At 40.0% G+C, this 16187-nt stretch carries 12 protein-coding genes and 1 pseudogene; 12 read left to right on the forward strand and 1 reads right to left on the reverse strand.

Features of this window, described 5'->3' with window-relative positions; all coding sequences use genetic code 11:
• The first annotated feature begins 157 nt into the window (after positions 1–157).
• The 12 genes from aroD (at position 158) to SCSH_RS09350 (ending at position 15270) form a co-directional block, all read left to right on the forward strand.
• Complete coding sequence (gene aroD / locus SCSH_RS09290) at positions 158–910, forward strand: type I 3-dehydroquinate dehydratase (RefSeq protein ID WP_057491637.1); 753 nt, start codon at positions 158–160, stop codon at positions 908–910.
• A gap of 12 nt (positions 911–922) precedes the next feature.
• The gene (locus SCSH_RS09295; RefSeq protein ID WP_057491638.1) at positions 923–3841 is read left to right on the forward strand and encodes an oxidoreductase; all 2919 of its coding nucleotides are present in this window, start codon (positions 923–925) and stop codon (positions 3839–3841) included.
• 302 nt (positions 3842–4143) lie between these two features.
• A complete protein-coding gene (locus SCSH_RS09300) occupies positions 4144–4644 on the forward strand; it encodes a shikimate kinase (RefSeq protein WP_057491639.1) in 501 nt (166 codons plus the stop codon).
• Positions 4645–4745: 101 nt separating this feature from the next.
• Positions 4746–6035 (forward strand): 3-phosphoshikimate 1-carboxyvinyltransferase, encoded by a 1290-nt coding sequence (aroA, locus tag SCSH_RS09305; protein WP_057491640.1) that lies wholly within the window; start codon positions 4746–4748, stop codon positions 6033–6035.
• Positions 6036–6067: 32 nt separating this feature from the next.
• A complete protein-coding gene (gene pheA, locus SCSH_RS09310; RefSeq protein ID WP_057491641.1) occupies positions 6068–6892 on the forward strand; it encodes a prephenate dehydratase in 825 nt (274 codons plus the stop codon).
• A 47-nt stretch (positions 6893–6939) separates the two neighbouring features.
• Positions 6940–8343, forward strand: a complete 1404-nt coding sequence (locus tag SCSH_RS09315; protein WP_057491642.1) for an LCP family protein — start codon at positions 6940–6942, stop codon at positions 8341–8343.
• Positions 8344–8399: 56 nt separating this feature from the next.
• Positions 8400–9761: a 23S rRNA (uracil(1939)-C(5))-methyltransferase RlmD gene (gene rlmD, locus SCSH_RS09320; protein WP_057491643.1), complete on the forward strand. Its 1362-nt coding sequence runs from the start codon at positions 8400–8402 to the stop codon at positions 9759–9761.
• Positions 9762–10239: 478 nt separating this feature from the next.
• Positions 10240–11205, forward strand: coding sequence for a DUF4365 domain-containing protein (locus tag SCSH_RS09330; protein ID WP_057491644.1), 966 nt, complete (start codon positions 10240–10242; stop codon positions 11203–11205).
• A 12-nt stretch (positions 11206–11217) separates the two neighbouring features.
• Positions 11218–11616 carry a hypothetical protein gene (locus tag SCSH_RS09335; protein WP_018374750.1) on the forward strand — a complete coding sequence of 133 codons (399 nt, stop codon included), beginning with the start codon at positions 11218–11220 and terminating at the stop codon, positions 11614–11616.
• 133 nt (positions 11617–11749) lie between these two features.
• A complete protein-coding gene (locus SCSH_RS09340; protein ID WP_238581387.1) occupies positions 11750–12970 on the forward strand; it encodes a hypothetical protein in 1221 nt (406 codons plus the stop codon).
• A gap of 619 nt (positions 12971–13589) precedes the next feature.
• Positions 13590–13913, forward strand: a complete 324-nt coding sequence (locus SCSH_RS09345) for a TfoX/Sxy family protein (protein ID WP_057491646.1) — start codon at positions 13590–13592, stop codon at positions 13911–13913.
• A 292-nt stretch (positions 13914–14205) separates the two neighbouring features.
• A complete protein-coding gene (locus SCSH_RS09350; RefSeq protein ID WP_238581388.1) occupies positions 14206–15270 on the forward strand; it encodes an alpha/beta fold hydrolase in 1065 nt (354 codons plus the stop codon).
• A gap of 593 nt (positions 15271–15863) precedes the next feature.
• On the opposite strand, the pseudogene SCSH_RS11145 reads toward SCSH_RS09350, so the two are convergent.
• Positions 15864–16091: pseudogene (locus tag SCSH_RS11145) on the reverse strand (IS982 family transposase); the annotation flags it as partial.
• Positions 16092–16187: the final 96 nt, after the last annotated feature.

Raw genomic sequence — 16187 nt, forward strand, 5'->3', positions numbered from 1 at the left:
TCATTATAACAAGTTCTTAAGAAATTATAAAGAAGTTTTATAGATTTAATAAAATATATCTATTAGATTTATCAATATAGATGTGCTAAAATCATAAGTGAAATAAATCACAAAATGAAAGCGTAGTGAAAACAATCATGAAAATGGAGGTATTATCATGAAAACAGTAACTGTCGAAAATGTTGTCTTTGGGGAAGGAAGACCCAAAATTCTGGTTCCCCTGGTCGGAGCAACAGAAACAGAAATTTTAGAGGCAGCAGCACAAGCTAAGGAATTGGATTGTGATGTTATTGAGTGGCGTATTGACTTCTATGAATTTGTCGAAGAGCCTAAAAAAGTTGCTGCTCTGTCTTTAAAAGTGAAAGAAGCAGCGCAAAAACCAGTCTTAGTTACTTTCCGCACAGCTAAAGAAGGCGGAGTTCACGAAATACCAGATGCTCTTTACTTTGAGATTTACAGAACTGTTTTAACACAAGGTAAGGCTGATTTGATTGACTTGGAACTTTTTATGGATCAGGCAGAAGTTCAAAAAACAATTGAGCTAGCACATGAAAAGGGAACAAAAGTCATCATGTGCAATCATGATTTTAATGCAACGCCAACTAAGGCTGAGCTTGTAAGCCGCTTAACCATGATGGAAGAGCGGCATGCAGATATCTGTAAAATTGCAGTTATGCCGCAATCAAATCAAGATGTGCTGACCTTACTTCAAGCAACTGCTGAGCGTTATGCAAGTGCTCAGACACCTTTGATTACCATGTCCATGGGGGCACTAGGAATGGTATCTCGTGTGTCTGGAGAAGTCTTTGGTTCTTCAGCAACCTTTGGTGCGGCTGCGAAAGCTTCAGCACCTGGTCAAGTTCCTGTATCGGAGCTGCGTACTATTCTTGAAACACTGAAATTACAATAAAGAGGGAAAAATATGTCAAAACAATTATTTGAAGAAGTTAGATTAGCTTCCGGAGCTGCCTTGAAAAACCGTATTGTCATGTCCCCTATGACGACTGAATCAGCTTATTATGATGGCAGTGTTCCAAATGATTTGGTGGCTTATTATGCGAAACGTTCAGGAACTGTTGGAGCAGTTATTGTAGAATCAGCTTTCGTTGAAAATTATGGTCGAGGGTTCTTTGGAGCTCTGGGGATTGACAGCGATGATAAGATTGAAGGTTTATCCAAGATAGCAAAAGCTATCAAAGATAAGGGTTCCAAGGCGCTTATTCAAATTTACCATGCAGGTCGTATGGGATTTGAGCCGATGAATGAAGGTCGTATTCCTGTTTCGGCTTCGCCTGTGGCAGCTCTTCGTCCCAATGCACCTGTTCCGATTGAGATGAGCCACCATGACATTTTGGACATGATTGACAACTTTGCTGAAGGGGTGCGCCGCGCTATCAAAGCTGGTTTTGACGGTGTAGAATTGCACGGAGCCAATACTTACCTGTTACAGCAGTTCTTTTCACCTCATTCCAACCGCCGTTCGGATGCTTGGGGCGGCACCCTTAAGAAACGTGCCAAATTCCCAATCGAAGTCGTCAAAGCAGCCAAGCGTGTTATTGAAGAAGAAGGGGCTTCCAATTTTATCCTCGGTTATCGTTTTTCACCTGAAGAGTTGGAAGAACCTGGTATTACCTTTGATGATACCATGTATTTGCTAAATGCATTGGCTGAGTATGACCTGGATTATTTCCATTTTTCGATGGGAATTTATACCCGTTCATCAATCATTGATACCGATAATCCGGAAATGCTGATTACAAAGTTTTTAGCTCAGCGTTCTGAGAAATTAGCAAAGACGCCAATTATGGGAGTTGGCGGGATTATGCAAAGGGCGGATGCTGAAGATGCCTTGTCACTAGGCTATGATTTGGTGGCTGTTGCCAAAGGTTTTCTGGTAGAACCTGACTGGGCAGGTACCATTCAAGCCGGAAAAGAGGTCAATCCGTTTGCTGATATTCATGACCGTGAAAAATTGGTTATTCCAAGTCCGCTTTGGAACTTTATGGATACAAGCTTTGGTTTGATTAAAGATTTTGCAGCAGAGAAAGCTAAAGCTGAGCGCCTGAAAGACTTGATGACCAAGGATCTTGAATTTAAACCGGGTCAATATCACGTAATGGCTTCAGGTCACAACAGTGAACTTCCGATGGTAGTAACCTTCGACAAATCGCGGATTACAAATATTGAAATTGACAGTGCTGGTGAATCAGAAGGCCTCTCAGATTTAGTATTTGAAAAAATGCCAAAACAAATCATCGAATTTCAAACCTTGAATGTCGATGCTGTTTCGGGAGCTTCCTCTACCTCTAGAGGTGTCCTTGCAGGGGTAGCTGACGCGGCGCGTCAAGCAAGCGGTCAGGATGCTGTTGACGTTTTAGAAGCTCGGCCAAAACCGGTAGAAGTCAAGTCTACAGAAGTTTTGGAAGAAACAACAGATGTTGTGGTTATCGGTGGCGGTGCTGCTGGTATAGCAGCTTCTCTTCGTGCGGATGAGCTTGGCTTGAAGACGATGCTGGTTGAAAAACTCAGCTTTATTGGCGGTGCTATTTCAGTTTCTGGTGGAAACCAAGTTGTTATGGGCTCTAAACTGCAAAAAGAAGCAGGAGTCACAGATGATACGGTGAAATCTATGTTTGATGATTTCATGGCCAACGGCAATGGTCAAAATGTGCGGTCTCTCTTGACACTTTTAGCTGAAAATGTTGGTCAAACAACCGACTGGGTACACGAATATGTTGGGGTTGAATATGACATGGAAGGCGGTTTGCATGTTTTGGCTGAGTATGCCAAGGATCGTGAATTAGCCTATGCACATGGCGGACATGGATTTGCAGCTTCAGTCCGTGCTAAAATGGCAGCGTCTCGTGTCCAAGTGCTTCTTCAGACAAAAGCCCAAGAACTGCTGACAGATGGAAAAGGAAATGTAACAGGGCTTGTTGCAGTTGAGGCTAATGGAAGAACGCATCGTATTTCTGCTAAGGCTGTCATTATTACAACAGGTGGTTATGGTAATAATAAAGCTATGCTGCCGGATGAGCTCAAGGGCGTTCTTTTCTACGGAACGCGGTCTTCAATGGGTGAAGGTGTTCAAATGGCGCAAGCTCCTGGTATTGATGCAGCGACTCGTATGATGAATCTTGGTAAAATCTATCCTAATGGTGTCGAAGTTTCTCCTGGAACAGCCAAATCAACCATCGATGGAAACTTACGTGTCCTGAAGGAAAATGGTCTTTTGCTCAATAGCAAGGGTAAACGTGTTGTCAATGAACGTGCTTCTAACCATGCTATTTTGGATGTGTTGATGGAGCAGGAACCCAAAATACTATATTTGCTGCTCGATCAAAAGCATTTTGATATTTTCCGGGATGGAATAGCTGAAGGGGGCATTTCATCGGCTGAGGTTGAAAAATGGCTGGCAAGCAATGGCCGTGAAACACCTTATTTTTACCATGGTGAAACCCTTGAGGAACTGGCAAATGCTGCCGGTATGGATGGGGCTACTCTTGAAAATACTGTAGCCCGTTACAATGAATTCGTCGCTAATGGTGAAGATAAAGACTTCCATCGTGAACGTCGCTTCTTGCAAGTACCAGTTGGTGAAGGTCCTTACTATATGATTGAGCAAAAACCTCGTTTTGCAACGACCATGGGAGGATTAGTTGTCAATAATAAATTGCAGGTTGTTAATACTTCAAGTACGGTTATCAAGGGGCTCTACGCTGCAGGTGAAGTTGTCGGCGGTGTTATGGGAACAGATTCGCCATCAGGTGCCAATAATGCCTGGGCTCTGACATCAGGTAAGCTAGCCGCTGAAAAAATTAGAAAGAAAATTAAATTGTAGGCTGAGATTTAAAGGCGGTTTGTTTCCTATTATTTAAGGAACAGACCGCTTTATTTGTAAATCGTTACGATTGTTCTTGATTTCTTAATTTTATAGTATAAGTTTGCTAAAACATCAGAAAATTTAAGGAAATTGTGATAAAATGAATATAACTTTCCTAAAAAATTCGTTATGATGGCTGCTGTTGCAGCTTTGGCAGTCAAAGATGGGGAAGTTTGCCTTAGACAGGCAGAGGCAATCAATGTTTTATCTGAGTCTCTTCTTGGACTTGGATCGGTTAGTTAAAATTAAAGGAGTTTATTATGGCAAAAGTATTACTTGGATTTATGGGTGCCGGTAAGACGACCGTTGCTGGAGAACTGCAGGAAAGCTTTGAGCAGTTTTTAGATATGGATCTTATCATTGAAGAGCGCATCGGTATGTCTATTTCAGAATATTTTGCACGGGAAGGAGAAGCTAATTTCCGTAAGATTGAGTCTCAGGTGTTGGAAGAGTTGCTAGCTTTAGAAGGGAATATTATCATTTCCACAGGTGGTGGTGTCGTGGTTTCGGAGCACAATCGTGAATTACTGAAAGCTAATCGCAAGAACAACGTTCTTTTGTCTGCATCCTTTGAAGTGTTGTATGATCGTATTGAACATGATAAAATTTTCCAGCGTCCGCTGTTCTTAAACAATTCCAAAGAAGACTTTCATGGGATTTATGAACGCCGCATGAAACTCTATGAAGGTCTGTCAGATTTGATTATCAATACAGACCACCGTACTCCAAAGGAAGTAGCCAGAATTATTGAATGCATGTAAGGTACTTCTTCTAGGTTGTATGGCATGTTTCCACCCTTGTGGTGGTTTTTTTGTTTCTGAAATTATGGTAAAATAAAGGAAAATCATTTTTGGAGCAATAAATGAAATTACGGACAAATGCAAAACAGTTAAAAGGACAACTAAAAATTCCAGGAGATAAATCCATCAGCCACCGTTCGATCATCTTTGGCAGTTTGGCCCAAGGGGTGACAACTGTTCATGATATTTTACGCGGTGAAGATGTGCTTTCTACTATGCAGGTCTTTCGCGATTTGGGTGTTGACATTAAGGATAAAGGAGATGTGGTTGAAATTCACGGCCGTGGCTTTAAGGGACTTAAGACACCTCAAAATGCCTTGGACATGGGAAATTCAGGAACATCTATCCGCTTGATTTCAGGAGTTTTGGCAGGTCAGGATTTTGAAGTCGAAATGTTTGGAGACGATAGTCTCTCCAAGCGGCCTATGGACCGAGTGACTATTCCGCTTCGGCAGATGGGAGTCAAAGTTTCTGGCCGAACCGAGCGCGATTTGCCGCCTTTAAAAATGAAGGGTTCAAAAGCACTTAAGCCTATTCATTATCAACTTCCGGTCGCTTCTGCTCAGGTAAAATCAGCCCTCATTTTTGCGGCGCTTCAGGCTGATGGTGAGAGTGTCATTATTGAAAAAGAAAAGACACGCAATCATACGGAGGATATGCTCAGGCAGTTCGGCGGCTATCTGGAAGTAGATGGCAAAGAAATTCGTATTGCTGGCAATCAGGAGCTGACAGGCCAGACAGTCACTGTTCCCGGTGACATTTCAAGTGCAGCCTTCTGGCTGGTTGCAGGACTGATTGTTCCTAATGCTAAACTGATTCTTGAAAATGTTGGCATCAATGAAACGCGGACAGGGATTCTCGAAGTTATTGAGGCTATGGGCGGCAAGTTTAAGCTGACTGATAAAGATGAAATGGCAAAATCTGCAACCATTACAGTTGAGAGTTCCGAACTGAAAGGAACAGAAATTGGCGGAGATATCATTCCGCGCTTGATTGATGAGCTGCCAGTTATCGCTCTTTTAGCAACGCAGGCCCAAGGAAAAACAATTATCCGAGATGCTGAAGAGTTAAAAGTCAAGGAGACTGATCGCATTCAAGTTGTAGCAGACGCCCTGAATGCTATGGGTGCTCATATTACGCCGACAGACGATGGGATGATTATTGAAGGAAAAACCAGTCTTCACGGGGCTAAGGTCAATACTTTCGGCGACCACCGTATCGGTATGATGACTGCCATTGCAGCCTTGCTGGTGGCTGATGGCGACGTTGAATTAGAGCGAGCTGAGGCAATCAACACCAGTTATCCTAGCTTTTTCAGTGATTTAGAAAGAATTGCTAATATTACTGATTAAACACCCTAACATCAATTGAGGAAATAGATTACATGAAAATTGCTTATCTAGGTCCCAACGGATCTTTTACGCATAATGTGGCCATACAGGCCTTTCCGGGAGCTGATTTGCTCCCTTTTGCAAATATTACGGAAGTTATCAAGGCTTATGAGGATCAAAAAGTTGATTTTGCCATTGTCCCTATCGAAAATTCGATTGAAGGCAGTGTTCATGAGACCACTGACTATCTTTTTCATCAAGCAGAAATTCAGGCTGTGGCTGAAATCATTCAGCCCATTAAGCAGCAGCTGATGGCTGTTCGAACAGACAGAAATATTGAAAAAATTTTTTCCCATCCTCAAGCTATCGCTCAGGGTAAAAAATACATCAAACTTCATTATCCTAATGCGAAAATTGAAATGACTGCAAGTACTGCTTATGCGGCTCGGCTGGTGGCAGAGCACCCTCAAGAAAACTTTGCAGCTATTGCTCCTAAGGCAGCAGCTGATGAATACGGTCTGTCTATTATTGCACAGGATATTCAGGAAATTGAAGAAAATTATACACGTTTTTGGGTGCTGGGCCATCAAGTGCCTGAAATTCATCTGGAAAAGACTGATGGCAAAGTATCTTTGGCTCTGACACTTCCTGACAATCTCCCGGGAGCCCTTTATAAGGCCTTGTCAACCTTTGCCTGGAGGGGAATCGATTTGACCAAGATTGAAAGCCGACCCTTGAAAACGGTACTGGGAGAATACTTTTTTATTATTGATTTTGAGAATCATAATAAAAAATTAGTCTCTTTTGCTCTTGAAGAGTTGACAAGTATCGGAATTCAGTATAAAATTTTGGGTATGTATGCCGTTTACAGGCTTTAAAAGAATTGCTAAGTATTAGAAAAAATTAAGTTAGAGAACAATTAAACATGAGCAGAAACGACAGGGGAAATGCAAGCCGCCATGAGCAGCTGCGCTACGAGTACCTTTTGAGAAACATTGCCTATCTCAGTGAACGCGAGCAGGCTGAGTTTGATTATCTTAGAAAAAAAGTTGAGGCCGGCAGTTCTGATGATGATTTCTATCATTATGACGAGCCAGCAGAGACTTACCATCAAGATTATGGTCAATCTTATGACAGTTATTATGATGACTACTATGATGATGATTATCAAACTGACGACCAATGGGATGCCTATTCTTCAGACAGCCAGTATACAGATCAAGGGTTGCCTGTCTATCCAAATCAAACCTCAAATCGTTCGCGTCAGAGCCGTCAGGAGAAAAGGGCTGCTCAAGCACTGACCAAGCTTAAGCCCAAGAAAAAACGACTGACCTTTAAACGTTTTTTAAAAATTATCAGCTTTATACTGCTGGCAGTGTTTGTGGGTATGATTGTTATGTTTATCAAAGGAATGAATGATATTTCATCCGGTAAAAATAAAAATTATAAGCCAGCTGTTGTGGAAAAATTTAATGGTCAGGATACTAAAGATGGCACCAATATTTTGGTTTTGGGAAGCGATCAGCGTATCACACAAGGGTCATCCGAAGCTCGGACGGATACCATCATGGTCTTAAATATCGGCAATAAAGATAAGAAAGTCAAGATGGTCAGCTTCATGCGCGATACGCTTGTTAATATTAAAGGTGTCAGTGCTGATAACTATTCTTATGACAATAAGCTTAACACGGCCTTTAATATTGGTGAACAGGACAATAATCAAGGGGCTGAACTCATGCGTCAGACCTTAAAGCGTAATTTTGATATTGATATTAAGTATTATGTTATGGTAGACTTCCAAACCTTCGCAGAAGCCATTGATACGCTTTTCCCTAATGGCGTAGAAATTAATGCTAAATTTGCTACTGTTGATGGCAATGCAGTTGATTCTGTTGAAGTACCAGATGATCTCAATATGAAAGACGGCCTTGTTCCAAATCAGACGATTTCTGTTGGCAGACAGAGAATGGATGGTCGGACGCTTCTCAATTATGCACGTTTCCGTAAGGATGATGAGGGAGATTTTGGCCGAACCAAGCGTCAGCAGCAAGTCATGTCAGCTGTCATGTCTCAGATTAAGAATCCAACCAAACTTTTTACAGGTTCTGCAGCCTTAGGTAAGATTTATGCTTTGACTTCTACCAATGTGTCTTACGGTTTCTTACTGAGCAACGGTTTATCTGTATTGACCAGTGGCAAGAAAACAGAGCAGATTACTGTTCCTGAATACGGCGATTGGATTGATGATTATGACATGTATGGCGGTCAAGCCTTGTCCATTAATTTTACAAAATATAAAAAGCGACTGTCAAAATTAGGCATTCGTTAATATGATATAATAAAAGGCGGCTGAAACTTAAGACCGCCTTTTGTATTGGAGAAAAAATGTTAAAAAAGAATGATATTGTAGAAGTTGAAATTGTTGATTTAAGCCATGAAGGCCAAGGAGTTGCCAAGGTAGATGGCCTTGTCTTTTTTGTGGAAAATGCCCTACCAGAAGAAGTGATTCGCATGCGTGTGCTTAAAATCAAAAAAAATATCGGTTATGGAAAAGTAGAAGAGTACCTCAAAACTTCTCCTCATCGTGTGGAAGATATGGATGCCGCCTACCTCCGCACAGGAATTGCTGACTTTGGACACTTGGCTTATGCTGAACAACTCAAATTCAAACGCAAGCAAGTGGTAGATAACCTCTACAAAACAGCAGGGATTTCAGATGTAGAAGTAGCTGAAACATTGGGGATGGCTGAGCCAACTGCCTACCGTAATAAAGCGGCTATCCCTGTCCGTCGTATCAATGGGCAGTTGGAGACAGGCTTTTTCCGTAAAAATTCCCATGATTTGATGCCAATTGAAGATTATCTCATTCAGGATAAGGAGATTGACCGTCTCATCAACGCGACTCGTGATTTACTGCGCCGCTTTGATCTCAAACCTTATGATGAAAAAGAGCAGACGGGTCTGATTCGTAACCTTGTGGTGCGTCGAGGGCATTACTCAGGAGAAATGATGTTGGTGCTAGTGACCACACGGCCAAAGGTGTTCCGCATTGACCAACTCATTGAGCAGTTGGTAGCCGAGTTTCCAGCCCTTGTATCTGTGATTCAAAACATCAACGATAAAAACACTAACGCCATCTTTGGTACAGAATTCCGCAACCTCTATGGCAAGGATACCATTACGGATAGGATGTTGGACAATACCTATGAGATCTCAGCCAGTTCTTTCTATCAGGTCAATACGGAGATGGCGGAAAGGCTTTACCAGACGGCCATTGATTTCTCAGAACTGACAGCAGACGATGTCGTGGTTGATGCCTACTCAGGGATTGGCACGATTGGCCTTTCCTTTGCCAAATCCGTCAAGGCAGTTTATGGGGTGGAAGTGGTAGAAGCAGCGGTTAAGAATGCTCAGGCCAATGCTGAGCGAAACGGCATCACCAATGCCCGCTATGTGGTAGATAGCGCTGAACATGCCATGGCCAAGTGGATCAAAGAAGGCATCGAGCCTGATGTCATCATCGTGGACCCACCGCGCAAGGGCCTGACAGAGAGCTTTATCGAGGCCAGCGCAGCCATGTCTCCAGCCAAAATCACCTATGTCTCCTGCAACCCAGCCACCATGGCGCGTGACATCAAGCTCTATGAAGAATTGGGTTATAAATTGACAAAAGTGCAGCCGGTGGATCTTTTTCCAATGACGCATCATTGTGAAGTTGTTAGTTTACTAGAGAGAGCCGTAGAGTAAGAGTCCATCTCGCTTTCTTGTTTCAAGGCGAGCTGCTAAAAAGGTCCACAGGACCTTTTTACTCCCAAATACGCATCATGTTGAGACGGTTGCACTATTGTCCAAACTAGATGTAGACCATCATATCAACATCGAAATCAATGAAGAAGATAAGTAAAAAAGGGATGCGACTTATCCAGAAATCAAAGACTATATTTTGAAAAAGTATGGATTTAAGGTTTCTAGTCTCTATATTACACAAGTGAAACGACAGTTTGGTTTGGTTGAGCGAGAGAATTATAATAAGTCAAATAGGGTGGAAAGTGAGCAACGTGTTCCAAACTGTCCTCCTGAAAAAGTCGAGGCAATTAAGGATGCCTTAGCTTGGTTTGGTATGATATAGTTGTTATTATTTATTTTAGTTAATTTCAAATAAAAAGTACCCCAAAAGTTAGGCAGAAAATAACTTTTGGGATGTAGTTCAAGATGGGGTAGTTTTATGAGTAATTCAACTGAACGGGAAGGTGTGTTTCATTGCGGTAAAATTGCTGTACGTAAGAAGTGGATGTTTAGAGAGCAGCCTATTGATGATATAGGAATAGATGCCCATATGGAATTTATTGAGGATGATAAACCAAGACAACTTCTTGCTTTACAAATTAAGTCCGGTCCAAGTTGGTTTAAGGAGAAAAAAGATGACTGTATCATCTTTAGAAATATTAATGAGAGACAGTATAATTATTGGACTATGAATTCTCTACCTTGCATAGTTGTTTTGTATAATCCAGATGATAATATGTGCATATGGCAAGAATTAACTACGGAGACAATTAAACGCACCAAAGATGGAACTGGTAAGGGATTCTATGTAGAAGTTCCTCTAAATCAAACTTTTTTGGATGAATCATCGAATAAGAAACTCCTTTCTTATTCGAATTTACCACTACATATTCAAAATTATAACTTTTTATTATCTCAGAAAAAATTTATGAAAATTATTCAAAATGGTGGTGAAGTCAAACTACATTCAACAGAATGGGTCAATAAGTCTAGTGGTAAAGGTGATACCAAGTTAGTTGTTAATGATGGCCAAGAAACTAAAGAGTATGCCTATCCCTATTGGTTCCCGTTTACACCATATACCTCTGTGTTCCTGCAGTTGTTTCCATGGGCAAATTTCACTGTTGATGAGGAATTTATTAAAGAAAGTGATTTTGAATTATGGCAACAGTATCATTGTTATTATGATAGCGAAATGGATGAATGGGAGGTTGTTGGAGATACATTTGAGGAATTTCGCCAAAAATTGGATCCCATGCGTCATATTGACCATGTTGGTGAAGTTGCAGAATTTATGTTAGTTCTCAGTTTAAATGAACTAGGCAGAGCATTCTTAGAAGTAGAGCAGTTTGTATCACAAAATCGCCCGTATGCAAAAGCAAGACCAGAATCAAAAGATAAATAAAGGAGCATTATCATGAAAAAGCTTAAACTTAATAGTGATATGAAATCAGAAAAAACTATAGATGGATATAGACTAAATCCTACTGAGAAGTATGTTATTAATTTAGATGATGAAATGGAATTTGCGATAGCAACAATGCAAGCAGTCCATATGTTAGGCTTTCCTCCAGCGTTTAAAAATTGGCATGCTTGGCTATTCGAGAATGGTTTTAGTACGGAAACACCAAATCCAACAAATGAGTTTGTAGCAAAGTTCTATGGAGTTGAACCTCTTTGGAAAACTCCATATTCAATAGGGATTGTCGTAAAAGCAGAAGGAGATGATGATTACTACATTGTCATGGAATGTAGTAGTAAAAATTCAGGCTTTAAACATACACAAATTATCCTCACTATGGGTGGATGTATGTGAAATAAAGTTATTTTGATATTAAAATAAAGTGGAGAAATCTAAAACTGTAATTACTATGAAGTTTAGTAAAATATTTAAAATTATCTTGCTACTTATAGCGCTAGTACTATTACTATTTTTTAGGGAAATTATAGTGAAGTCAGTTGTTTCTACTAATGTAGAAGTTTCTCAAGGGAATTTGTATGCATTAACTTTTATATTTTGGTTAGAAATACTCTTTTTGTTAGTGATATATGATTTAGTAATTATTGAGTTATCTAGCAGTATAAGCTATTATTTGCATGAATTAGGGCAACTCGCAGTAAGAATAAAAAAGGCAGAGCTTGCACTTTACACAATTAGAATGAATTATTATTTGCTAAGATTAAGTCAATTATTACGTTTAGGTTGGGTAACTTATGGTAGTGGTGAAAAAAGTTCAGTCTGGATAGGATTATCTAAACTCTCCTTGACTCAGCTATCACTTAATATATTTAGAATTATAATAAGTGCACCTATGCTCTTGGCATTTTTGTCTGCTTGTTATTCATTGAAAATATTGAGAGGAGGAGATATTACCTATTATTTGTCTAAGTTTCAAGAATTTCTAAGAGGCATTTTACAAATAAAAGTAAACATCGGTGATGTCTTTTCAAGCTTACCAGCCCTTGTGGCTTTGATGACAATATTACCAACAGTCTTTTTCTTCTATTTCTATAGCCAAAAACGTGATGTTCGAAAAATAATTGGTAAGGAAAATAGTCAATATTTTGAAGAAGTTGTCTTACTGTATGAAAAATTGTTGATTTGGATTGATCATCATATTTATCAGATATCTGAAAATTTTGATCATGTTATTAATTGTCAAGATTCAATAGTTGAAGAATTTTTAAAAAAAGAAATTCCTAATTATATATCTTTAACTGGTAAACAATACTACATACCAAAAAGGATTGAGGACTTCAGATTTATTGAGATAACTGATTTGAGTGAATTACAAGAAATTATTACTAAATTATCAAGTGACAGTTTAGTGAAGTTTACACGAATATTTTCGGTTAAGCGATTTGATATATGGTATCTCTATTTTTGGGAGTTTCATTCATTAAGTAAAATAGAAGAAATCGAAAAATTGTTTTACACTCAAAAAGGGATGACCTCTAAATTAGATGGACGCTACACTCGTTTATATGATTTTACTCAAGAGCAACTAGAAAAGAAGAGAAAAGAGGAGCAACTTCTTTTATCCTGGTCTATTTATAATAACTTGGAATTGCTATATAGGTTAAAGAGAGCGAGTAATTCGTTAAGAGCCTATCTTTATTCTTCAAGAATGGAGAGATTATTATTAAAAGCGTTGAATAAAGACAAGTAGTTATGTTTCATAGTTTAATCGCAGAGTTAATTTTCTGAAATTCGTCTATTAGTATAGAAGAAATCACTCAGCATACGTTAAGGCAGTAAGTTTGCTAGTTAAGGAGTGACGCGACGAAGAGTAGCGAGACTTCTGCCCATGCGATATAGGATCGCCCTTGTTGTTTTGATATGTTACGTACAGTTACTCTAAGAAAGTGAGGCAACGAAGCTTGATTGGTTAGTAACCATACGCCTGTCGCAGAGCTTAGTGCTGTGGGAACAGCGAACCGCTGAGTGTGTAGTTCTGCTCGTGAAAGCTTAGAAACCTTTGAACGAAAGGGATAGTAAAAAGCTCATGACGCAAGGTGCTTTCTGGGTTTCGCCCCTCTCAGGATGGTCGAGGGGATGACCGCTTCGTGGTAACTTATCCAAAGCTTTCTGAAAACGATTTGTGGCTGAAATATGATAGGGTTGGGTTGGCTTGTCGGGTTAGATGTCAGGGGCTTATTGGAGAGTTCAGGTTAGATTAGATGTCATTGCCGGAAAGGCTTGAAAATAGAGGCTTTCTGTGAGAAAGTCTTAATGGGAAAAACTGTGATTTGATGCGGGAAGCATCTGTTTGATAAATGGAGGATATTATGTCGAATAGTAAAGAGCTTTCAGAATATATAATGGATCAACTGTCTGATTTGGGGGATATTCGGAATATACCTATGATGGGAGGATATATCTTTTACTATAGAGAACGCATATTTGGCGGGATTTATGGTAAAGGTTTTATGGTGAAGATTACTGAGGCAAGCAAGAAATACATGCCGGACAGCGAGCCGGAACCTCCCTATGAAGGGGCAAAACCAATGCTGCCTGTAACCATTCTGGACGACAGAACAAGGCTACAAAAAATGATTGAAGAAATGTATCCGGAATTGCCTGAAAGAAAAGTAAAGAAAAAACTGCGATAGATTTTGATTTACCTGACAGTGAATCGGTCGGTGAAGATGGTGATATTCTCGATGAGCCGTCTGACCAGAGTCTCATCAAACTCTGTGATGTCGGTTCTCTGACAGACGATGACCTGCAGCTCCTTAATCCAGTTCATGGGTTCTTCGTGGCTGTGGCTTAGATATCGGGATAGAGTATGCAGGTTAGGCAACTAAACATAACAAAAATCAATCATTTTTGACAGCTTTGATTGGTAGATAATGGGGCAACTTTTTACTACAATTTTCATAAGAATCAAATAAGGAGGTTCTCTTGAAAAAAATAATGAAAATTGTTGGTATAGTTCTGTTAATTATCATTATAGTTGCCATTGTAGCTTTTGGACTTTATTGGTATCGCAATATCCATTGGTATGACAGATATAAGAAAACACTGAATATGGCAGGTGCAGTTGAAAAGCAAGTTACTCTTCCGAGTGGTAATGTCATCAATTATGGTGAAGTGAACAATGATAAACCTGCCCTTCTATTAATCCACGGGCAGATGAGCATCTGGGAAGACTATGCACTTGTTCTTCCTGAGCTTAGTAAAAATTGGCATATTTACGCTGTTGATGTTTATGGACACGGGGAATCATCACATGATGAAAGTCTGTATTACCTCGATGTGAATGGTGACGATCTGATCTGGTTTATCAATAATGTCATCGGCAAGCCTACCGTTGTTGCCGGACACTCCAACGGAGCAATCACGGCAGCGTATGTAGCAGCATACGGCGGTCAAAACATAGCTGGAGCAGTGCTGGAAGATCCACCAGTATTTTCTACTGATGGAGAAGGCTGGGAAGATAGCTTTGCTTACAAGGATGCGTATAAGCCTTTGCATGATTACAATGAGTCGGATAAGGCAGAGTGTTGGGAAGCTTATTACCTCCGTCACTGCTACTGGGGTCAGCTATATATGCCGGATGCCATGCCGAAACTTGCTAACTATGCACAAAAGCAACATCAGAAGAACCCTAATAAGGCTGTTCAGATAGGCTTTCTACCAAGTTCGATTTGGTATGTTTTTGAATATGCCAAGCAATATGATTTTGCATACGGTGAACGCTTCTATGACCTGAGCTGGAATCACGGTTTGACACACAAAGAAATATTGTCAGCAATAGAAGTTCCCTGTGTCTATATTCATGCAAAGGAGATGGTTCACGAGAATGGAACATATCTGTGTGCAGCATCCCGCGAACAAGCCGAGAGAGCGGTGGCTTATATTGGTGAAAATTGTCAGTTGGTCGAGACTGAAGACAGTAACCATGTGATTCATACTGTTCATAGTGCTTTCTATATTGAAAAGGTAAACTCGCTGCTATCAAAATGAGGACATTATGTTAAAAACAAATCTTATTATGCTTCGTAATATACATGACTTTTCGCAGGAAGAAATAGCGGAGAAAATAGATATCCCCGTAGGACTTATGCAAAAAGGGAGAGTGGCGAACTGTCTCGGACATCGAAAAATATAAGCATCTTGCGGATATCCAAGGTGTCATGATTGATAGGCTGATAAAAGCAGAAACGATAGATAGAAAAGAGAACATTCCACCTGCGCCACAAAGAAGCAATATCTGGGACTTGGTGACAATAAATGAATGTGGACAATTTGCAATCCCCAAAAACCGATCGTGAGAGATTCGGTCTTACCAGTGGGCAAAGAAAATGAGGAGAACGATATTTGACAATAGGTGTTTGATTTTCCATGGTTCACGAGTATCTCTAACTGTAACCAAGAAATTTAGTAGCTCATCTATAACAAAATCCTCCACTTTTATTATAGCGAAGGTTAACTTATTTTTATAAAATTGTTATCTGAAAACAAAATTTTCTTCATGCGTTTGTCGTACATTGCCTTCATTAGTAGGATGGAGCCTTATGATATGTTTCGATTTCGATTATGATTTCTTGCTTGAATTTCACAAGCAGTATCTGACAGAGTTGATAAAATCGTCGCTGAGATTTGATGTCGAGTTCAGCTCGAAGCACTAGAAGGACAAGAATGGAATTGTCCTTAATTTACAATAGTTAACATTTCGACGCTGTATCAGTTCCTTGGCGCATAGCGGCGATAATAGGAGGAACACATGGTTCCCCCATATTGTATGGTAAGTGATGGCGTTTAGCGGTATCATTTAAATGGTTCATTTGGATGACTTCTGTTCGTTTGGTTACTGACAGCATAGTCCAAATGAACTTTTTTGGACTCTTTGTCAACTGTAGTGGGTGACTTATAGCTAAGCG

Source organism: Streptococcus orisasini, assembly GCF_001431045.1.
Classification (GTDB): Bacteria; Bacillota; Bacilli; order Lactobacillales; family Streptococcaceae; genus Streptococcus; species Streptococcus orisasini.